The sequence below is a fragment of the Archangium sp. genome (genome assembly GCF_036277355.1).
In the GTDB taxonomy this organism is placed as follows: Bacteria; Myxococcota; Myxococcia; order Myxococcales; family Myxococcaceae; genus Archangium.
This window is the reverse complement of the sequence record NZ_DASUNC010000024.1, coordinates 129,192-149,858: the sequence shown is the minus strand read 5'-3', so window position 1 is coordinate 149,858 and position 20,667 is coordinate 129,192. Positions and strand designations below refer to the sequence as shown.

Sequence of the window (20,667 nt, the reverse complement as noted above, 5' to 3'; positions counted from 1 at the left end):
CCATGTCCGCATCCACTCAACGAGAGACGCTCTGGGGAGCGCTGGCCGCGCCCTGGGATTTGATCATCATCGGCGGTGGAATCACCGGCGCCTCCGTGCTGCGCGAGGCCACCCGCGCCGGACTGAAGGCCCTGCTCGTCGAGCAGCGTGACTTCGCCTGGGGCACCTCGAGCCGCTCCAGCAAGCTCGTTCACGGCGGTCTGCGCTACCTCGCCACCGGGGATGTGCCCCTGGTCCGCCAGTCCATCCGCGAGCGCCAGCGGCTCCTCGCCGAAGGCAACGGCCTGGTGAAGCCCCTCGACTTCATGCTCGCCAGCCACCCCCGCGAGGGCGGCAAGCACTGGCAGGGGCGCGCCGGCATCTTCGTGTACGAGCTGCTCACCGGCCGATGGCCTCGCGGCAACCACGCCACCGCCCGGCTGCGCCAGCTGGAGCCCTCGCTCGTGCAGGAGGAGGGACTCATCGGCGTGCCCTATGACGAGGCCTGGGTCGACGACGCGCGGCTCGTGCTGCGCATCCTCCGCGAGGCCGTGGCGGCGGGAGGCTCGGCGCTCAACCACGTGCGCGTCACCGGCCTGCTCCGCGAGGACGGCCGTGTCGCGGGCGTCGAACTGACGGACACCGTCGGTCAGCGCTCCGCCACCGTGCGCGCCCGCGCCGTCGTCAACGCCACGGGCGTGTGGGCCGACTCGGTGCGCGCCCACCTGTCCGCGGCTCCCAAGCTGCGCCCCCTGCGCGGCAGCCACCTCGTCTTCTCCTCCCAGCGCTTCCCCCTCGCCCACGGCATCAGCTTCCGTCACCCGCGCGGAGACCGCTTCGTGTGCGTCATGCCCTGGGAGGACTCCACGCTCATCGGCACCACGGACCTGGACCACCACCCCTCGCTGGACCAGGAGCCCTCCATCTCCTCCGAGGAGGTGGCCTACCTCATGGAGGCCGTGGAGTCCCGCTTCCCCGCGCTGAAGCTCACCCTCGAGGACGTGGTGTCCAGCTACGCCGGGGTGCGGCCCGTCATCTCCTCCGGCGCGAGCGACCCGTCCAAGGAGTCCCGCGAGCACCTCGTCCTCGAGGAGGAGGGGCTCGTCACCGTCACCGGCGGCAAACTCACCACCTGCCGTGCCATCGCGCACGATGCCCTGCGCGCCCTCCGCCACCGGCTTCCCGAGCTGGCCGCGCTGGAGCCCCACGGGCCCTTCCTCGGCACGCCTCCCGCGCTGGAGGACGCGCCCCTCTCCCCCGAGGCCCGCCTGCGCCTGCGGGGACGCCACGGAGCGGATGCGCCCGCGCTGGTGGCCATGGCCCGTCCCGGCGAGCTCGACGCCGTTCCCGGCACCTCCACGCTCTGGGCGGAGCTGCGCTGGGCGGCCCGCCACGAGAACGTCGTCCACCTGGATGACCTGCTGCTGCGGCGCGTGCGGCTGGGCCTGCTGCTGCCCCGGGGTGGCACGGCGCACCTGCCCGCCCTCCGCGCCCTCTGCCAGCAGGAGCTGGGCTGGGACGACGCGCGCTGGGAGTCCGAGGCACACGCCTACCTGACCCTCTGGCGCACCCACTATGCGCTGCCCGAGCAGCCCCGCCTTGAGACGCCGCGCGCCCAGCTCGCCACGTCCACTGGCTCCCCGCGGCGCCCCGGCGGATGACGCACGCCCGGCAGCCTCTCCAACATCGCCCGGCACTATCGTCTTCCCGACGCTCGCCTGCACCCGGAGGCGATATTTCCTCCTGCGCTCAAAGGTTACACAACTCCCCCACAATGGATTCCGCGTGGGGGGGCCATGCAACGGACCGTGGTAGCGGCGGTGGGTATGTGCATCGTGGCGTTGGGAGTGGGAGTCGTCGGCCCGCGGGAACAACCCCAGCCCACCGTGGCGAGCGTGGTCACCTGTGCACGGACGATCTCCGCCAACGTGGTGGTGCTGGATCAACCGCTGATGTTCAACCGGCTGGGCGCCCAGAACGTCAATGGCATGGTGTACGCGCTGAGCCGGGACGTCATCAACCTGGACTCTGGCCTGCCACTGACCCGGGGAGGCGCGCCGGTGCCGGGCCGGGTGGCCTTGCGCCCGGACAAACGGCCGAGGCCGCTGGTGCTGCGCGCCGCCGAGGGCGACTGCCTGCGGGTGAGCCTCACCAACCTGCTCACGCCCGCCGCCAACCCGCGAGGAGCCCCCACCCTCCTCAACCGCCTGCGTTTCAACCTGCCCCTCAACGAGCAGGCCGCCAGCCGGACCGTGGGCTTCAGCGTGCCGGGCCTGCAGCTCGCCGGCACCCTCGCCGATGACGGCTCCTTCGCCGGGCGCAACGCCAGCAGCCTGGCCGCCCCGGGCCGCGGCGCCGTCTACAACCTGCTGGCCGTGAAGGAGGGCACCTTCCTCGTCACGAGCGACGGCGCCCCGTTCGGCAGCGAGGGCGGCCAGGGCAACAGCGCCAATGGCCTGTTCGCCGCCGTCAACGTGGAGCCTCGCGGCGCGAGCTTCTACCGCAGCCAGGTGAGCGAGGAGGAGCTGCGGCTGAGCACCACCGGAACGAGCCCCACGGGCCACCCGCTCATCAACTACGAGGCGGTGTACCCCAGCACGGAGCCGTGGCTCGGCGAGGGCAAGAGCGGCCTGCCCATCCTCAACATGCTGGCGGCCGGGGAGCTCGTCCACTCGGACCCCACCGCCCTCATCGTGGGCCCCCTGGCGGATGGCTCCTTCCCGCCGAGCACCTACCCGCTGGAGAGCGTGGGCCGGCGCAACCCCAGCGTGCCCAACCGCCTGGAGGCCTTCCGCGAGTTCACCTCCCTCTTCCATGACGAGACCGCCACGGCCAACGCCTTCCCCGGCTACTTCGAGGACCCCGTGCTCGGCTACACCCTGGAAGGCGTCCGCGACGGCTTCATGATCAACTACGGCTCGGGGGGCATCGGCTCGGAGATCATCGCCAACCGCCTGTCCGTGGGGCCGATGCACGACTGCCTCGACTGCGCCTACGAGGACTTCTTCCTGAGCGCGTTCGCGGTGGGTGACGCCGCGATGGTGGTGGACGTGCCGGCCAACATCGGGCTGGAGACGCTGCCCCCCGGGGTGGCACCGCCGGCGGGCGCCTCGGGGCCCAAGGCCACCCGGGCCTTCTTCCCGGACGATCCCAGCAACGTCACCCACAGCTACCTCAGCGACTTCGTGAAGTTCCGCAACCTGCACATCGGCAAGGAACAGCACGTCTTCCACCTGCACAACCACCAATGGCTGTTCAATCCCAACGACGACAACTCGAACTACATCGACGCCCAGGGAATCGGGCCGGGTTCGGGCTACACGTATGAGATCAACTTCGGTGGCTCGGGCAATCGCAACCAGAGCGCGGGCGACGCCATCTTCCACTGTCACTTCTATCCCCACTTCGCCCAGGGCATGTGGGCCATGTGGCGCATCCACGACACGTTCGAGGCGGGAACGAAGCTGGAGGTGAGCGGCACGGGCTTCCACACGGCCCCCTTCTCGCTCCAGGACGGCAGGCCGGCCACCGGGGCCCGGGCCCTGCCGGACGGAGAGCTCGTGGCCGGGACGCCCATTCCCGCGGTGGTGCCACTGCCCGGCAAGGCCATGGCGCCCATGCCCGGCCGGGTCGAGGTGGTGCCCAGCTCGAACATCACCACGGCCTCCACCTTCCATCCGCTCAACCCGGGGGCGCGCGTGCCGGTGGGCAGCAATGCCCGCGTCATCGATCGCACCACCAACCCGGGCTACCCGTTCTGGATCGCCGGCATCGAGAGCATCGTGGGCCAGCGGCCCACCACGCCGCCCCTGGACATGCTGTCGGAGGCAGAGGCGACGGCGCTCCAGTCCGGCGCCAATCCCCTGTTCACCGGCCGGGCGGAGCTCGTCGCCGGTGCGGGCGGCTTCACCGGCGGACTGCCGAGGCACGCCCTGGAGGGCGTGGCGGCGGGAGGTGAGGCCGAGTCCACCGTGAGCCGGCTGGACTTCAGCAAGGAGGTGCGCAAGGCCCGGCCGGTGTACTTCCCCGAGGAAGGCACGGACGTGGAGCAGACGGCCATGCTCTTCCACTCGCGGCCGAGCCACCCGAGCACGACGCTGCGCCGCGATGGCACCTCGGTGCCGGGCAGCTTCCGCACCAACGGGATGCCCCCCGTGCCCAGCGCGCCCTTCTTCGAGCCGTGCCGGGATGACGCGGGCAACCCCGTGCTCGCCGGTGTGGCGCCGCGCTTCTTCGACGGCGTGGGCGGCCTGGGCACCACGGGCGCCGTCCAGTTCGGCGCGAGGAATCCCCGCGTCTACAAGGGCGCCAACATCCAGCTGGACGTGGTCTTCAACAAGGTGGGCTACCACTACCCGCAGGAGCGCATCCTCACCCTGTGGGAGGACGTGACGCCCACCCTCAACAAGACGCGGCCGCCCGAGCCCTTCATCATCCGCTTCAACACCTTCGACTGCGGCAAGTACCTCCACACCAACCTCATCCCCAAGGACTTCGAGCTGGATGACTTCCAGGTGCGCACGCCCACGGACGTCATCGGCCAGCACATCCACCTGCCCAAGTGGGACCTGCCCTCCGCGGATGGCGCGGCCAACGGCTGGAACTACGAGGACGGCACCCTGTCGCCTGGCGCGGTGCGCGAGCGCATCGCGGCCATCAACACGTACAACACCACCCCGGGCGTCACCCCCGTGCCGGCGCCGGATGGCCGCACCACGCTCACGCCGCTGCCCCACCCCTTCTTCGGCGCCGGGCCGGGCGGTGAATGGCTGGGGGCCCGCACCACCATCCAACGCTGGTTCTTCGATCCGGTGGTGAACGCGGAGGGCATCCACCGGGGACTCGGCGTCATCTTCACGCATGATCACCTGGGACCGTCCACCCACCAGCAGGTGGGCCTCTACGGCACGGTGATGACCGAGCCGCCGGGCTCCACCTGGAGGCACAACGAGACGGGCGTGCCGCTCGGGACGCGGAGCGATGGAGGCCCCACGAGCTGGCAGGCCGCCATCCTCACCGGGGACCTGGACGGAGACGGGCTCAACGACAGCTACCGCGAGTTCTGGTTCCAGGCCTCGGACTTCCAGCACGCCTACGAGGCCGGCGTGTACGTGGGCGCCGGTCCGGACGGGAGGCCCGGGCCGGGGAGCGCGCCCACCGCGGCGACGTTCCGCAGCGCGATCGGCCCCCCCCACCGGCTGCAGGCCAGCCCGGTGTTCCCGGACCTGTTCGTCAACGCGGCCACGTGCCCCGGCGGTGTGCCCCGGCCGTGTCCCCAGGCCATCTCCGTGGATGACCCGGGCATGCTCGTCGTCAACTACCGCAACGAGCCCGTGGGCCTGCGCGTCTACGACCCGGGCAGGGTGGGACCGGATGGCAGGCCGGGCGCACAGGCCACGGGCCTGGCCGGAGACCTCGCCTTCGCGCTGCAGACGCGCACGGACCGCGCCATCCCCGTGCTCAACACCGCGCTCGGCAGCACCCCGTACCCCGCGCTGACGGCGGACATCGGCGCGGGAGATCCGTTCACCCCGCTCATCCGCACCTATTTGGGGGACCGGGTGCGGGTGAAGTTCCAGGTCGGCGGACACGAGGAGGAGTTCAACGCCACCATCCACGGGGTGAAGTGGCTGCAGGCGGGCTCCAGCTTCGGCTCCTCGCCCAACTCCGGCTGGCGCAACGCCCAGGCCCAGGGCATCTCCGAGCAGTTCACCTTCACGGTGCCGCTGCTGCCCGCGCTCGGCCAGGCCGGCTCCCGGGTGGACTACGCATACGGCATGAACAGCAGCCAGGACGGCTGGTGGAGCGGCGCCTGGGGCCTGATGCGCTCGTACAACACCCCGCGCACGGACCTCTTCCCGCTGCCCACCACCCGGGCCCCGGTGCGCATCGCCAACCCCGCGGACTTCAACACCGACAGTGGTGGCTCCTGCCCCCGCGCCGCGCCGGTGCGCGCCTATGACATCACCGCGGTGCTGGCCAACACCGCGCTCCCCCTGCCGGCCGGTGTCTCCCTCGTCCCCTCGGACGCCTCGGCCACCCAGCACGCCGGAGCCCCGCTCAATCCCAGCGGCGGCACGCTCGTGTACAACCCGCGGCGCACGGCGCTGTCCAATGGCGAGTCGGGACCGCTCCATGACCCGACGGCCATCCTCTACGTGCGCACCGCGGACCTGGATGCCACCGGCAAGCTGCGGCCCGGCGTCCCCATCGAGCCGCTCGTCCTGCGCGCGGCGGCGGGCGAGTGCATCGAGGTGACCCTGCGCAACCGGCTGCCCGGGGACATCAACCGCAACACCTTCTTCGATGACAACCCGGACCTGGGCAACCTCACCAGCCTCATCGGCGTGGTCAACCGCAACCGGAACGATCCCCAGGGGGTGACCACCTTCAACAACAACCTCATCCGCCCCTCGAGCTGGGTGGCGCTGCATCCCCAGCTCGTGGCCTATGATCCCACCAAGGCGGATGGGGCCAACGTCGGCACCAACCCGCAGCAGCTCACGCCCCCGGGCGGCCTCATGCGCTACCGCTGGTACGCGGGTGACATCAGCGGGACGCCGGGCAACACCCGGAGCATCACGCTCGTGGCCACGCCGTTGGAGTTCGGCGGCGCCAACCTCATCCCCGCCGACAAGGTGAAACAGGGGCAGAAGTCGCTGGTGGGCGCGCTCATCATCGAGCCCACGGGCTCGGCGTGGACCGAGGACGCGGGCCGGAGGGCCGCGGCGAGCGTGGGCCCCGATGCCAACCGCGATGGCCGGCCGGACAGCGTCGCGTTCCGGGATTTCGCCGTGGTGTGGCAGAAGCAGTTGAGCCACCGCTACGCGGATGGCACGGCCGTGGAGAACGTCGCCGCCGAGGGAGTCGTCTCCGAGGACCCGCAGGACTCCGGGCAGATGGCCATCAACTACGGCACCGAGCCGCTGTGGTTCCGCTTCGGCCTGCGTCCCAACGCGCCACTCGGCAACGTGGCCGGGGGCTACGGCGCCGTGACCGATGCCTCCACCGCCTACAGCAACACCCGCGTGGGGGGAGATCCGGTGACGCCCGTGTTCACGGTGGCGCCCGGCCAGCAGGCCCGCCTGCGGCTGGTGGAGCCGCACGGCGCCTACCGCGGCTCCACCTTCCGGCTGCACGGCCATGGCTGGCAGAGGGACCCCTATATCTGTCCGGGCTCGGCCAACCTCGGCCTGCCGGGCAAGTGCGGCATGACGGAGGTCGGCTCCCGGGCGCTCGGCGTCAACCCCGTGGGCATGTACCTGGGTGCCCAGGAGAGCGTGCAGCCCTACACGCACTTCGAGCTCTTCCTGCCGAGCGCCGGAGGCGCCAACGCGGTGCCGGGGGACTACCTGTTCCGGGACTACGAGAGCCTCGGAAACATCTGCGGCCAGTGGGGCCTGCTGCGCGTGCAGTGAGTGACCGGAGACCCGCCACCATGACTCCACACACGTCCCCGTCCCACCCGAAGCGCCCGTGGCGTGCCGCCGCCGCCGCGGGAGCCCTGCTCACCTTCCTGGCCCTGGCCGGGTACGCCGTCCTCTCCACGAAGAAGCGCGGGAGACCGGCCCCCGCGGCCCAGGCGCCCGAGCAGGTGAGCGCCACCGGACGGCTCGAGAAGAGCGGCGTCGTGGTGGAGTTCTCCGTCGTCCAGCCAGGGCTCCCCGGCACGGAGCAGCGGCCACTGATGGAAGGGGACCATGCCGAGGTCCGCTTCCGCATGACCGATGCCACCAGCGGCCTGCCGCTGCGGGGCCTGTCGCCCTCGGCGTGGATGGACCTGGGCCAGGTGCTCTCGGGGAAGGTGGAGCGGAAGCACGAGTGCAAGGAGCGTGTCGCGCTCTACCTCGAGGGGCTGGTCGGCATCCGCCCGCTCATCGACCTCAACAGCTACTACCTGCTGGTGATGAACCAGGATGCGAGCATCTCGGTCATCGATCCGCTGGTGGGGATGACGGGCAAGACGAGCCTCTATGCCACGGTGGTGCTCGACCGGCCCGGCGCGGACTGGGTGAAGAGCCGCGACGGGCGGAAGCTCTTCGTGTCGATGCCCCGGGCGGGGAAGGTGGCGGTGGTGGACACGGAGGTGTTCCGGGTGTCGGCCCGGGTGGAGGCCGGCGAGGAGCCCACGCGCGTCGCCCTCCAGCCGGACGGGCGCTACCTCTGGGTGGGGGATGGCCCCGGAGCGAAGGCCGGCAGCGGCGTCACGGTCATCGACACCGAGTCCCTGGAGCCCGTGGCCCGGATTCCCACCGGACGCGGCCACCACGAGCTCGCCTTCACCCCGGATGACCGCTTCGCCTTCGTCAGCAACCGCGAGGAGGGCACGGTGTCCGTCATCGACATCGCGAAGCTCGAGAAGGTGAAGGACCTGCGCACGGGCCCGCTCCCCATCTCCGTGGCCTTCTCGCCCCTCGCTGGCGCGCTCTACGTGGCGGATGGCAGGGAGGGCACCCTCGTGGCCATCGACGGCGAGCGGCTGGAGGAGCGCGCCCGCCTGACGGCTAGACCGGGCCTGGGGCCCATGCGCTTCACCCAGGACGGACGCTGGGGCCTGGTGGTCAATCCCTCCGAGCACACGGTGTCCGTCATCGACGCCGCCAGCCACCGGCTCGCGCACACGCTGAGCGTGGGAGGCCAGCCCTACCAGGTGGGCTTCACCCGGGCGTTCGCCTACGTGCGCCTGCTCGACTCCGAGCGCGTGGAGATGATCAACCTCTCCACCCTGGGCGGCGGCGCGAAGCCGACGATGCAGGGCTTCGGCGCGGGAGCCTCGGCGCCCCGGCTCGCCGGAGAGCTCAGCCTCGCCGACTCCATCTCGCAGGCCGCCACCGAGGCGGCGGTCTTCGTGGTCAACCCGGCGGAGAACACCACGTACTTCTACATGGAGGGCATGAACGCCCCCATGGGGAGCTTCGGCAACTACGGGCACAACGCCCGGGCGGTGAGCGTGGTGGACAGGAGCTTGAAGGAAGTCGAGCCCGGGGTGTACTCCACGCGCGTCCGCGTTCCGGTGGCGGGCCGGTACGACGTCGCCTTCCTGTTGGACTCGCCGCGCGTGCTGCACTGCTTCTCGGTCGAGGCGAAGGAGAACCCCGCCCAGAAGCAGGCGCGCAGTGCGCTCGAGCTCGAGTACCTGGACTTCCCGGCGCGGCTGACGGCGGGTGAGGAGCCACGGCTGCGCTTCAAGCTGCGCGAGCCGGACACCCACGCGCCCGTGGCCGGGTTGGGAGACGTGACGGTGCTCACCTATGCCGCGCCCGGGCGGCTGCGTGCCGAGGTGGCCGCGCGGGAGGTGGAGGACGGCGTCTACGAGGCCCGGCCCACGCTGGCGAGCGCTGGCGCGTACTACCTCTATGTCTCGGTGCCCTCGCGGAAGGTGGGTTACGGCGGGCTGCCCTACCGGACGCTCTGGGTCGCGGGCACGGCGAAGAACGAACCCTGAGGAAGGAATCCCATGTCACTCGAGCGCATGAGAGCGAAGACCGCGAGTCTCGTCGTGATCCTGCTGTTGGGAGTACCAGCCCCCGTGCTGGGAGCCGAGCCCTGTCCCCACCACGAGCAAGGCACCGCCACCGAGGCGTCCGCGGCGAAGCCCCCCGCCTCCGACGTCCGCCTCGTGGAGGCCGGGCTCGTCGACCAGGACGGCACACCGGTCCGGCTCGGTGGCGAGGTCATCGGAGACAGGCTCGTGGTCATGAACTTCGTCTTCACCACCTGCACCACGGTGTGCCCCGTGCTGTCGGCCATCTTCAGCCGGGTGCAGGGCAGGCTGGGCGAGCGGCTGGGCAAGGAGGTCCAACTGGTCTCCCTCAGCGTGGACCCCACCCGCGACACGCCCGCGCGCTTGAAGGACTACGCGACCCGCCTCCGGGCGAAGGCCGGGTGGACCTGGCTCACCGGCAGCCCGGAGAACGTCAAACAGGTGCTCCAGGGCCTGGGGGCCTACACCCCGTCGTATGCCAACCACACGCCCATGGTGCTCATCGGTGACGCACGCACCGGCACGTGGGTGAGGCTCAATGGCTTCCCCAGCGAGGAGCAGATCCTCGCGAAGGTGGATGAACTGGCCGCGGCCCGCCGGGCCCGCACCTGGTTCACCGACACCGCGCTCGTCACGCAGGAGGGGAAGCAGGTCCGGTTCTACAGCGACGTCCTGAAGGATCGCGTCGTCGTCATCTCCTTCCTCTTCACGCGCTGCACCACCGCCTGCCCGATGATCGCCGCCCGGCTCAATCACATCCGCGAGCAGCTCGGCGAGCGCTTCGGGCGCGACGTGTCCTTCATCTCCATCAGCGTGGACCCCGAGCACGACACACCGCAGCGGCTCGCGGAGTTCGCCCGCAAGCACCAGGCGGCCCACCCGGGCTGGACGTTCCTCACCGGGAAGAAGGAGGACGTGAACCAGGTGATCGCCCGGCTCGGCCAGTACGTGGAGAACGTCGAGGGACATTCCACCCTGCTCATCGCCGGCAACGAGAAGCGCAAGCACTGGATGAAGATCCGCCCGGATGAGCCCTCCCCGGCCGTCGCCGAGCGCGTGCGGCAGCTCGCCGAGGAACGATGACGGGCCTGGCCCTCACCCTGCTGCTCTGCGCGCTGACGCCCCAGGAGCAGGCGGGCAGGAGAATCTACTTCGAGGGCGAGAGCCCCTCGGGCGGGAGCATCTCCGCGACGCTCGGCGCGGGCGTCCGCCTGCCGGGCTCGGCGGTGCCGTGCGTCAACTGCCACGGCGAGGACGGCACCGGCAGTCCCGAGGGCGGCGTCCTTCCCCCGGACATCACCTGGACGGAGCTCACCAAGCCCTACGGCCACGTCCACCCGGGCGGCAGGAAGCACCCGGTGCTCGACGACAGGAGCGTGGCCCGCGCCGTCTCCGAGGGTTTCGACCCGGGCGGCAACCGGCTGGACGTGGTGATGCCGCGCTACTCGATGTCCCGGGAGGACATGAGCAGCCTGCTCGCGTGGCTGAAGCGGCTGGAGCACGAGCGCGCGCCCGGGGTGACGGACTCGGCGCTGCGGCTGGGCGTCGTGCTGCCCACGCGGGGGCGGCTCGCGGAGCTGGGACAGGCCATGCGCGGCGTGCTGGAGGCGTACTGCGCCGGGCTCAACGCCTCGGGAGGCATCCACGGCCGCGCGCTCGAGCTGGTCGTCGCCGGGTACGACAGCGATCAGGAGACGGGCCTGAGCAGCGCCCAACGGATGCTCGGCCAGGAGCCCGTCTTCGCGCTGCTGTCCGGCTTCCTGCCGGGAGCGGAGCGGGAGCTGGCCGCGCTGGCGGAGCGGGAAGCGCTGCCCCTCATCGGGCCCTTCACCCTGTCCGCCCGGAAGGACGGCGCACCGGGGCGTCACGTCTTCTTCCTCCTGTCGGACGCGGGAGAGCAGGCCCGCGTCCTCGCCGAGTACGCCGCGAGGGAGCTGCACCGGGAAGGCACGCGGGCCGCCATCCTCCACCCCGACGACGAGGGCCTCGCCACGGCCGCGCGCGCGGCACGGGCCCGGCTCCAGGCACGAGGCTGGAAACAGGTGGAGCCGCGGCGCTACGCCCGGGGTGCATTCAATCCCGCGGTGGCCGAGGAGCTGAAGCGGAAGGGAACGCGGGTGGTGCTGTTCCTCGGCAATGACGCGGAGCTGGCCGCGCTGCTGGAGAAGGCGCGGACCCTCGGCTGGGCGCCCTACGTGCTGCTGCCCGGAAACCTCTCCTCCCGGGCGGCGGTGCGAGCGCCCGCGCTCTTCCAGGGGCGCATCTTCCTCGCCTACCCCACCCTGCCCTCGGACGAGCAGCCCCGCGCCCGCGAGGCCTTCGCCCGGCTGCGCGCGAGCACGCCCACCGCGGAGGGCTACCGGATGGCCCAGGTCTCCGCGTACACCGCCGCCACGCTGCTCACCGAGGGACTGCGCCGCTCCGGCAGACAGGTGAGCAGGAAGAAGCTGCTCGGCCACCTGGAGGGGCTGTATGCCTTCGAGACGGGGCTCGTGCCTCCCTTGAGCTACGGGCCCAACCGGCGCGTGGGCGCTCGGGGCGCCTACGTCGTCACGGTGGACCTCGCGACGCGGAGCTTCCGTCCGGTCACCGGGTGGATGGACCTCGGCGATGAGGACTGAGTACCCCTGAATCGTACACACCCTCGGGAGCGATACGCCCTCGGCCGGGGCGTGCGCATCCTCCAGCGGAAGTGCTGTCCTTGTCCGGGAGAGGAATCATGTTCCGTATGCCGAAGCAGCACTGGAAGCGGTCCGCCCTCGTGGTGTGTGGTGCCCTTTTCGGTCTCGCGCCGCTGGTGTATGCGCAAGACCCGTCCGAGGAAGATCCCCAGGGCCGGGAGGTCCGCGCCAGGCCCGAGGGCAACGTCCACACCTCCTCCGAGCGGCAGGCGAAACGGAGCATGCCGAAGGCCGCGCTGGTGGGCAACCAGCTCTTCCTGAGCTGCATGCTGGACTTCCCCAGCCAGGTGAGGCGCTTCGCCGTCACCTGCCCGGGCACCCGGCACATCGACGTGAAGCTCGCCGACTGCTGCGACGCGGGGGACCACTGGCAGGTGACGGTGCGCTCGTGGGATCCCAAGCCCAATGTAGCGGTCGCGAGCGCCTCGGGCGCGAACGGCGAATTCAGCATGCCCGCGCGCGTCTTCACCTACCACAGAACCCGGGACATGAACGCGCTCATCGAGTGCAGCTACCTGCACGGCCGCAACCTCTTCCCGGCCGAAGCCGACATCCTCGTGGAGACACCGGGAGCGCCCTGCACCGTGCGGGAGCTGGGGTTCTCGAGCGAGGCGGACCTCGGCCGGTGAGGCCGGGCTACCTGCCGCCCGAGGTCATGCGCCGCATCTGCTCGGTGTACTCGGCCATGGTGCCCAGGCCCACGGCCGCGCGGCGCGCGTCCACGTTCGCCTCGTCCTCGATGGGGCGGGGCACCAGCTTGCCCTCCACCTCGTGGAACTGGGTGCCGTAGCGCTGCGGCTTGCCCTCGGCCACCAGCACCCGGTCCGTCAGGTAGGCCAGGGCCTTCGCATCGCCCTCGCCCGCCGCCACCGACTTCTCCAGCAACGGCAGGCACTGCCGCTGGAAGGCCACGTCCAGGTCCGCGTGCTGCACGAGCAGCCATGCCGCCTTCGCGCCCCGCTCACTCACCAACGACTTCGTGGGCCAGCCCACCTGCGCGACGATCTCCTTCATCCGCGCGGTGTTCTTGATGTCGATGGCCTTCATCCGCTCGTTGGCCGCCGTGTCCTTGAACCGCGCCGCGCCCGCCGCGCGCCGGGCGGCCTGGTCCTCCTCCATCATGCGCAGCAGCTCGTCGCGCAGCTGCGGATTCTGGGCCTGCATGAGCTTCGCCTCGTTGGCGGCGGCCTTCTCGGCGATGCGGGCGAAGGCGGGCTCCTCGCGCAGCGAGGCCAGGTCCTCGTCCTGCTTCAGGGGCCCGGGCTCGGCGAAGCCGGCGTCCACGGCGCGCTCGAGCCACGTGAAGGCCTCGTCCTTCTGGCCCGCGAGGGCCGCGGCACAGGCCGCGTTGTAGCTCGTGTACTCGGTGCGCACGCCCTGCTCCCAGGCCTGCCGGTAGAGTGGGAGCGACTCGGTGCTCTTGCCACTCTGGAGCAGCGCGTCCGCCTGCATCGCCAGCGCGCGAGCCTCGGGCGTGGGCGCCGGGGCCGCGGCGGGCGCGGTGGCCGCGGCGGGCGCGGGCGTCTCGGTGGGGGCGGCCGTATGGGCGCAGGCCGACAGCAGGCTCAGGGCGGCGAGCCGCACGATGAGGCGATTCATTCAGTCTTCTCCCGTGGGGATGGAGACCGGCGGGATGCCGGCCGTGGGGGGGCGCGGATGCTAGCGGAGGACCCGGACATGCCCTCCTGATTGGACTCCAGGCAGGCAGCCAACACTCCCGAGAACGGAGCGGCTTCCGGTATTTATTGGACTTCCAAGGAGATCGACCGGGACAGCTCTGTCCGTTAGAGTCGCGAGCCATGAATTTCGTGAGCCGGAAGCTGTGGATCGTCGGAGGAATGAGCCTGGCGCTGGGCGCGTGTGCGGGGAGGAACGTAGCGCCGGTCCAGAAGTACAGCCTCGGAGTGGCGCGTGCGGACTACCGCGACTACACGGGCGCCAAGGCGAACATCTGTGACGCGGAGCCCCGCTGGCTGACGGACGAGCTGAGCGCGGTGAACGGCCTGATGACGCGCTTCCTGTCCGAGACGGAGCAGGTGAAGAACCCGCAGTCGGTGGACTACGCGCGCTCGGTGGAGCTGCTGAAGGAAGCGGCGGGCTCGCTGGAGAAGGTGATGAAGGTGCACCAGAACAACCTCCAGGCGGTGCAGAAGTGCGGCTTCGCGAAGAGCGGGGCCTTCCCGGACATGACGAAGCGCGGCACGGAGCTGCTGGAGCAGTCGCGGGCGCGGCTGGCCGAGGGCGGCCAGTTGCTCGCCCTGGAGGAGGTGCAGCGCAAGTGGAAGGAGGAGGCGCCGCGGCGGGAGCAGGCGGCTCGCCAGGAGTGGTGCGCGAAGAACCCCGAGGTGGGCAGCACCGACCTGTACTACGCGCGCAAGCACGCCGATGGCCGCACCGAGTGGTTCTTCTGTGACGGGCACATCGTGCAGTCCGCGGCCAACGGGGGCGAGCCCACGCTGGTGTCTCCCGAGGGGCTGAGCGCGAAGGAGCGCCGCAAGGTGAAGCCGCCGCGCTACCTCGAGGCGGCCGCGGGCTACCCGGTGGAGGAGATGGACAAGCAGCCGGCGAGCGTCGCGGACGCGGCGGCTCCGGCGCCCGCTCCGGCTCCCGCCCAGGGCACGGCCGCGGGCGGGAACTGAGCACCCGCGCTACGGCGCGTACGTCACCACCAGGTGGTTGGCGGTGAGCACCATCCCGCGCGGCGCGCCGCCGCTCGGGAGGGTGAGGTCGAAGGTGAAGGGCAGGCGCAGCACCCGCTCGTTCAGGGCATTGCGCAGCATGCCCTCCGACTGGCTGCTGGAGTGGGCCTTGAGCTTCGTGCGCGAGGCATGGGCCCGGGCCATCAGCGCGTTGTCGCTGCCCATGGACAGCTCCACCACGAGGTCCGCCACCACACCGGCGGCCACGCCCGATTGGAACTTGCGGACCTCGGCCTGGTAGGCCTTGGGGACGCTGCCGTTGTAGCGGATGTTGTCGCCGCGCAGCTCGGCCCGGCAGGTGAGCGTGTTGAGCGGGCCGAAGCGCACGTCGGAGATGCGCTCGATGACGACCTCGCCCAGGAGCCGCTGGTCGAAGGTGCGGGCGGGCATCCGCATGGGCAGCAGCTGCGCGGCCATCTGCTCCAGGGCCGCGGGCGAGTAGTACATGGAGAAGGAGCGCCCCGCCTTGCCGGGCGAGCGCAGCCCCTCGGTGTAGCGCGAGACGGACTGGAGGGCCTTGTCCAGTTGCTGCTGCTCCTCGGTGAGGAGCCGGTTGTCCTGCTCCGCCGAGCGCAGCCGCGCGGCGGCACTCGTGCCACAACCGGCGCCCAGGGCGGCCCACACCACCAGGAGGCCCAGCGACAGCGCCCTCATGGCCCCACCACCCTGCAGGTGCCCTGGGACACGCGCCACTCCCCCGCCTTGCGAGGCGCGGAGAAGGTGGCCGTCATGCTGTAGGGCTGGCCACGCAGCTGGAAGCGGGCGTGGACGGCACCCGATTGGGGCAGCCCCGGCACCTGCGCACTGGCCGGAGCCACCCCGGCACAGGCCAGGTTGTTGAGGCCGGCGGCACTCTCCGCCTGCGCCATCACCTGGTAGGACTGCTGGAGCTCGGCCCTCTTGCGCTCCAGCTCGGCCCGGAGCTCCGCGTTGCGCGCCTCCAGCTCATTCGCGCGCCGCTCCGTGGCCGAGCCCGAGGACGCCCGGGCACCACTCCTGCTCGAAGCACACCCGGCCGCGCACAGCGCGAGCACGGGCAACCAACACCAGCGGGACATGTTCATGGTCCCACCAGGGTACCACCACCGCCTACCCGCCCAGCCGCGACAGGCGCTCGGCGAGCCGTGCATCGCCCCCCGCCTCCAGCGCGCGCAGCAGGGCCGGCAGGGAGCTGCCACCCGAGGCCAGGTGCCCCTCCACGTGCGGGCGCAGCTCGCTCCAGCGCGTCTCCCAGCCCTCGCCCGAGGCACGGGGCCTCGCCTCCAGCAGCGAGCCCAGGCGCAGCGCCAGCTCGGGCTCGCCGAGCACCTCGGCCTGACGGGACAGCACGCCGATGGCCGCCTGGGCCGGTGTCCCCGAGGCAGCCTTCTTCCACTGCTCCAGCGCCCGGACGAAGGCCGCGGCATCCAGCTCGGCCAGCAGCTCCAGGGCCACCCACAGCGGCAGCCGCGGCTCGCCCCTGGGCGCCACCACCTTGCCCATCAACGACGTGAACACCGCGCCGAGGGCGGCATGGCTGGCCGGATCCACGCCTCCCAGGGCCCGGAGCGCGCGCCGCGCCCGGCGGGCCTGGAGCGACACCTTCCAGCTGCGTCCTCCCACCCGCGTGTCGAGCGCCGTGAGCGCCTCGGCGGCCTCCTTCACCTGCTCGGCGGACGGCTTGCCCCCGCGCACCCGGGGCGGCAGCGAGAGCTTCGGAGCGGCGGCGGCGGCGCCCTTGGCGCCCTTGGGCGCGGGCGCGGACTCGGAGGACACCTCGTGGTAGCCCTCGCGCAGCTTCTCGGCCACCTTGCGCTCGTACTCGCGCCGGGCGCCCGCCTCGTCGTCGAACTCCTTCTCCTTGCGCTGCCCGTCGGTGCCCAGCCGGCCATACACCACGATGAAGGTGTTGCCCTGGACCTCGGCCATCCAGAACTTCGCGCTGGTGCCTTCCACGAACTCGAACCTGCGCATGGTGCTGCCCCTCCCGTACCCGGTGTGCGGATGCGGAGCCGGACGCTACTACGAAGCGGTCCCCCCCGGCGTGCCTGGAGCGCTAGCATTCCCCCCATGATTCGTTCAGCGACCCCCGCGGATGTCCCCTCCATCGCCCGGCTGATCCGGGCCCTGGCCGAGTACGAGAAGCTCTCCCACGAGGTCGTCCTGCGCGAGGAGGACCTGCACCAGCACCTCTTCGGCGAGCGGCCCTATGCCGAGGTGGTCCTGGCCGAGGATGGCGGGCAGGTGGTGGGCTTCGCCCTCTTCTTCCACAACTACTCCACCTTCCTCTCCAAGCCGGGCCTCTACCTGGAAGACCTCTTCGTCCTGCCCGAGCAGCGCGGCCGGGGGCACGGCAAGCGCCTGTTGTCGCACCTGGCGAAGCTCGCGGTGGAGCGGGGCTGTGGGCGCTTCGAGTGGTCCGTGCTGGACTGGAACACCCCGTCCATCGAGTTCTACAAGTCCTTCGGCGCGGTGCCGATGAACGACTGGACGGTGTTCCGCGTCACGGGCGAGTCGCTGGAGCGGCTCGCGCGGGCGTGACATTCTGCGTGGGAGCTGCGTGGTAGCGAGGCCGCATGACGTCCTTCGATGACAAAGAGCGCCGCACGCTCGTGAACGACGAGCGCCGCACGCTCGTGCCCGAGGAGCCCCGGCGCACGGTCGTGATGGACGACCGGCGCACGGTGAACATCGGCACGAGGGACGCACCAGGGTCTTCCGCGGGTACCCGACCCCTTGGGGTACCTGACGGGACACCTGGTGGGGCCCCGGGCGAGGCCCCCACGCTCGGCCGGGGCACGCCCCTGGACCGGTACGTGGTGTTGGATCCGCTGGGTGAAGGCGGCATGGGCATGGTGTACGCCGCCTACGACTCGGTGCTGGACCGGAAGGTGGCGCTGAAGCTGCTGCCGCCGGGAGAGGTGGACGGCGGCCCCGAGGTGTCCTCGGGACGGGCGCGGCTGTTGCGCGAGGCGCAGGCCATGGCCCGGCTGTCACACCCCAACGTGGTGGCCATCTACGACGTGCACCAGCACGAGTCCCAGGTCTTCATGGCCATGGAGCTGGTGGACGGCCAGACGCTGCTGCAGTGGGAGCGGGAGAAGCCGAGGACGTGGCGGGAGCTGCTCACGGCCTACCTGTCCGCGGGCCGGGGACTGGCCGCCGCGCACGCCGCGGGGCTGGTGCACCGGGACTTCAAGCCCACCAACGTGCTGGTGGGCAAGGACGGCCGCGTCCGGGTGACGGACTTCGGCCTGGCGCGTCCGCACAACGCCCCTCCGGAGCAGGCCGCCGACGCCGCTCCGGACACCAGCCCGGTGAAGGCGCACAGCCTGCTGGAGCTGAACCTGACGCAGCGGGGCGCGGTGCTGGGCACGCCGGCCTACATGGCGCCGGAGCAGTTCCGGGGCGCCACGGCGGACGCGCGGAGTGATCAATTCTCCTTCGCCGTGTCGCTGTGGGAGGCGCTCTACGGCGTGCGCCCCTTCGAGGGCACGTCCCCGGGCGAGCGCCGGGAGAACGTGCTGGCCGGGCGCATCCACGCGCCGCCGCCCTACTCCAAGGTGCCGCCGTGGGTGAACCGCGCCCTGCTGCGCGCGTTGAACACGGCACCGGAGGCGCGCTACCCGTCGCTGGACGCGCTGCTGGCCGTGCTGGAGAGGGACCCGGCGCGGGTGCGCCGCCGCGCGCTGGCCATCACGGCGTTGGGGCTGCTGGTGACGGGCTCGGCGGTGCTGGCGTGGACGACCTGGCAGCAGCGCCAGGCGCAGCTGTGCACGGGAGGCGCGGCGAAGCTGGTGGGCATCTGGGACGCGCCGCGCAAGGCGGCCATCGAGAAGGCCTTCTTCGCCACGGGCCGGGACTATGCGCGCGACACGTGGGTGCGCGTGCGCGAGGCGCTCGACGCGTACACGCGCGAGTGGCAGGAGATGCACCACGACACGTGCGCGGCCACCCGCATCCGGGGCGAGCAGTCCGAGGACGTCATGTCCTTGCGCATGGCGTGCCTGGAGGGACGGCGGCAGGAGCTGGCCGCGCTCAGCGAGGTCTTCGCCGACGCCGACGAGACGGTGGTGGAGAAGGCCATCTTCGCCACCAGCTCGCTGCGGCGGCTGTGGGGCTGCGCGGACGTGGAGGCGCTCATGTCCGAGGTGAAGCCGCCCGAGGACGCGAATACGCGCCGCGCGGTGGAGACGGTCCGCGCGCAACTGGCCCGCGTCAAGGCGCTCAACACGGCCGGCAAGCTCCCGGAGTCGCTGGAGCTGGCCACGGAGGTGGCGAAGAAGGCGCCCACGCTGGGGTACTCGCCCGTGCACGCCGAGGCGCTCTTCACGCAGGCGTGGGTGCAGATCCTCGCCGCGGAGAACCAGGGTGTGCCCCCGCTGCTCACCGAGGCGCTGTGGCTGGCGCACGCCTCCCGGCACGACACCATCGTCGCCGCGGCGGCGGTGCGGCTGATGGGCTACTACGCCCAGCGGGGCCCGGAGGAAGAGGCGAAGCACTGGCAGGCCTTCGCGCTGGCCTCGCTGGACCGGCTGGGGGAGAACGGGGAGCTGCGGGCCATCTACCACAACAACCGGGGCATGGCCTTCTACGCGCAGGGCAACTTCGCGGAGGCGTACGAGTCCTTCGACAAGGCCTTCGCGCTGGCGGAGCAGACGCTGGGCCCGGCGCACTCGACGACGCTGCGCTACGCCACCAACTCGCTGGCGGCGCTGGGCAACCTGGACCGCATGGACGAGTCGCTGCGGGCCCTGGAGTCGCTCGTGTCCGTGGGAGAGCAGAACCTGGGCCCGCTGCATCCGTTCCTCGTGCAGCCGATGATGAACCTGTCGAGCACGTACGTGATGCAGGGGCGGCTGGCGGACGCGCGCCGCATCCTCGACCGGGTGCGGGAGATCGTGAAGCGGGCCTTCCGGCCGAACTCGGAGGAGTGGGCGCACTACCACCTGTCGGCGGGCGAGCTGGACAGCGAGCAGGGCCGGGACGCCGAGGCGCTGGAGCACTACCAGGAAGCGGCGCGCCTGTACGGGACGCTCACGGGCCCGGAGAGCGCGGACGCACTGCAATCGCTGGTGCGGGTGGCCGAGGCGCAGATGGCGCTGGAGCGGCTGGGGCAGGCGCGGCAGACATTCCAGCAGGTGCTGGAGCTGACGAAGAAGGATCCGCAGCAGCAGGAGCACATCTACACGCAGGCGTTGAACGGACTGGCGGCGCTGCACACGGTGAGGGGCCAGCATGACAAGGCCCTGAAGCTGCACCAGCAGGTGTTGGAGCTGCGCGAGCGGTTCCTGGGAGCCGATCACTTCAACACGTTGCTCATCCGGATGGACGTGGCCAACAGCCTGTTGGAGATGGGGCAGGCGGCGAAGGCACTCGCGCTGTTCGAGCAGGTGCGGGTGCTCTTCGAGAAGACGACGGAGCTGGATTCACCGGTGGGGGCGCTGCTGCTGGCGGGCACGGGCGAGGCGCTGCGCAAGCTGGGCAGGACGGGCGAGGCCATTCCGCTGCTGGAGCGGGCGCTGGTGATCGTCGGGAACCACAAGGGGCGTCCGGAGTACCAGGCGTTGGTGCAATCCGCGCTGGCGCGGGCGTTGTGGAACACGGGGCAGCAGCTGGAGCGGGTGCAGAAGCTGGCGGCGGCGGCGCGGGCGATCTACGCGCGGACACCCATCCTGCGAGCGAACGAGCTGGCGCAGCTGGACGCGGTGCTGAAGCGGTACGAGCCGAAGACACCGCCCCTGGGAGCCATGGCGCAACCCACGGCGCCGTGAAGCGGGGGTGAGGGCCGTCACCCACGCATCCACCCCCACCCACGCATCCACCCCTCTCCCCTCGGGAGAGG

13 protein-coding genes are annotated in these 20,667 nt (G+C 71.4%); 9 read left to right on the top strand and 4 right to left on the bottom strand.

Annotated features, from left to right (window positions below; genetic code table 11):
• The first annotated feature begins 2 nt into the window (after window positions 1-2).
• From VFZ09_RS06960 to VFZ09_RS06935, 6 genes are all read left to right on the top strand, one after another.
• Window positions 3-1,640: a glycerol-3-phosphate dehydrogenase/oxidase gene (locus tag VFZ09_RS06960; RefSeq protein WP_329726694.1), complete on the top strand. Its 1,638-nt coding sequence runs from the start codon at window positions 3-5 to the stop codon at window positions 1,638-1,640.
• A 135-nt stretch (window positions 1,641-1,775) separates the two neighbouring features.
• Window positions 1,776-7,397, top strand: a complete 5,622-nt coding sequence (locus tag VFZ09_RS06955; RefSeq protein WP_329726693.1) for a hypothetical protein — start codon at window positions 1,776-1,778, stop codon at window positions 7,395-7,397.
• Window positions 7,398-7,417: 20 nt separating this feature from the next.
• Window positions 7,418-9,424 carry a cytochrome D1 domain-containing protein gene (locus tag VFZ09_RS06950; protein ID WP_329726692.1) on the top strand — a complete coding sequence of 669 codons (2,007 nt, stop codon included), beginning with the start codon at window positions 7,418-7,420 and terminating at the stop codon, window positions 9,422-9,424.
• A gap of 12 nt (window positions 9,425-9,436) precedes the next feature.
• The gene (locus VFZ09_RS06945; protein WP_329726691.1) at window positions 9,437-10,546 is read left to right on the top strand and encodes an SCO family protein; all 1,110 of its coding nucleotides are present in this window, start codon (window positions 9,437-9,439) and stop codon (window positions 10,544-10,546) included.
• Entirely contained in the window at window positions 10,543-12,084 is a 1,542-nt protein-coding gene (locus VFZ09_RS06940; RefSeq protein ID WP_329726690.1) for an ABC transporter substrate-binding protein, read from the top strand. The genes VFZ09_RS06945 and VFZ09_RS06940 overlap by 4 nt, the downstream gene beginning before the upstream one ends.
• 98 nt (window positions 12,085-12,182) lie before the next feature.
• The gene (locus tag VFZ09_RS06935) at window positions 12,183-12,773 is read left to right on the top strand and encodes a hypothetical protein (RefSeq protein ID WP_329726689.1); all 591 of its coding nucleotides are present in this window, start codon (window positions 12,183-12,185) and stop codon (window positions 12,771-12,773) included.
• 7 nt (window positions 12,774-12,780) lie between these two features.
• Here VFZ09_RS06935 and VFZ09_RS06930 read toward each other — a convergent pair whose 3' ends face one another.
• Window positions 12,781-13,743 (bottom strand): DUF6624 domain-containing protein, encoded by a 963-nt coding sequence (locus VFZ09_RS06930; protein ID WP_329726688.1) that lies wholly within the window; start codon window positions 13,741-13,743, stop codon window positions 12,781-12,783.
• A 200-nt stretch (window positions 13,744-13,943) separates the two neighbouring features.
• Here VFZ09_RS06930 and VFZ09_RS06925 point away from each other — a divergent pair, with 200 nt between their 5' ends.
• Window positions 13,944-14,783, top strand: a complete 840-nt coding sequence (locus tag VFZ09_RS06925) for a hypothetical protein (protein WP_329726687.1) — start codon at window positions 13,944-13,946, stop codon at window positions 14,781-14,783.
• A gap of 9 nt (window positions 14,784-14,792) precedes the next feature.
• Here VFZ09_RS06925 and VFZ09_RS06920 read toward each other — a convergent pair whose 3' ends face one another.
• The 3 genes from VFZ09_RS06920 to VFZ09_RS06910 are packed head-to-tail and all read right to left on the bottom strand — an operon-like array spanning window position 14,793 to window position 16,796.
• On the bottom strand, window positions 14,793-15,497 hold the full coding sequence (locus VFZ09_RS06920; protein ID WP_329726686.1) for a hypothetical protein: 705 nt from the start codon (window positions 15,495-15,497) through the stop codon (window positions 14,793-14,795).
• Window positions 15,494-15,907, bottom strand: a complete 414-nt coding sequence (locus VFZ09_RS06915) for a hypothetical protein (RefSeq protein WP_329726685.1) — start codon at window positions 15,905-15,907, stop codon at window positions 15,494-15,496. Before VFZ09_RS06915 ends, VFZ09_RS06920 begins: the two co-directional genes overlap by 4 nt.
• Before the next feature lie 25 nt (window positions 15,908-15,932).
• The gene (locus VFZ09_RS06910) at window positions 15,933-16,796 is read right to left on the bottom strand and encodes a WGR domain-containing protein (RefSeq protein ID WP_329726684.1); all 864 of its coding nucleotides are present in this window, start codon (window positions 16,794-16,796) and stop codon (window positions 15,933-15,935) included.
• 96 nt (window positions 16,797-16,892) lie between these two features.
• On the opposite strand from VFZ09_RS06910, the gene VFZ09_RS06905 reads away from it, so the two are divergent.
• On the top strand, window positions 16,893-17,363 hold the full coding sequence (locus VFZ09_RS06905; protein ID WP_329726683.1) for a GNAT family N-acetyltransferase: 471 nt from the start codon (window positions 16,893-16,895) through the stop codon (window positions 17,361-17,363).
• A 35-nt stretch (window positions 17,364-17,398) separates the two neighbouring features.
• Complete coding sequence (locus VFZ09_RS06900; protein WP_329726682.1) at window positions 17,399-20,596, top strand: serine/threonine-protein kinase; 3,198 nt, start codon at window positions 17,399-17,401, stop codon at window positions 20,594-20,596.
• Window positions 20,597-20,667: the final 71 nt, after the last annotated feature.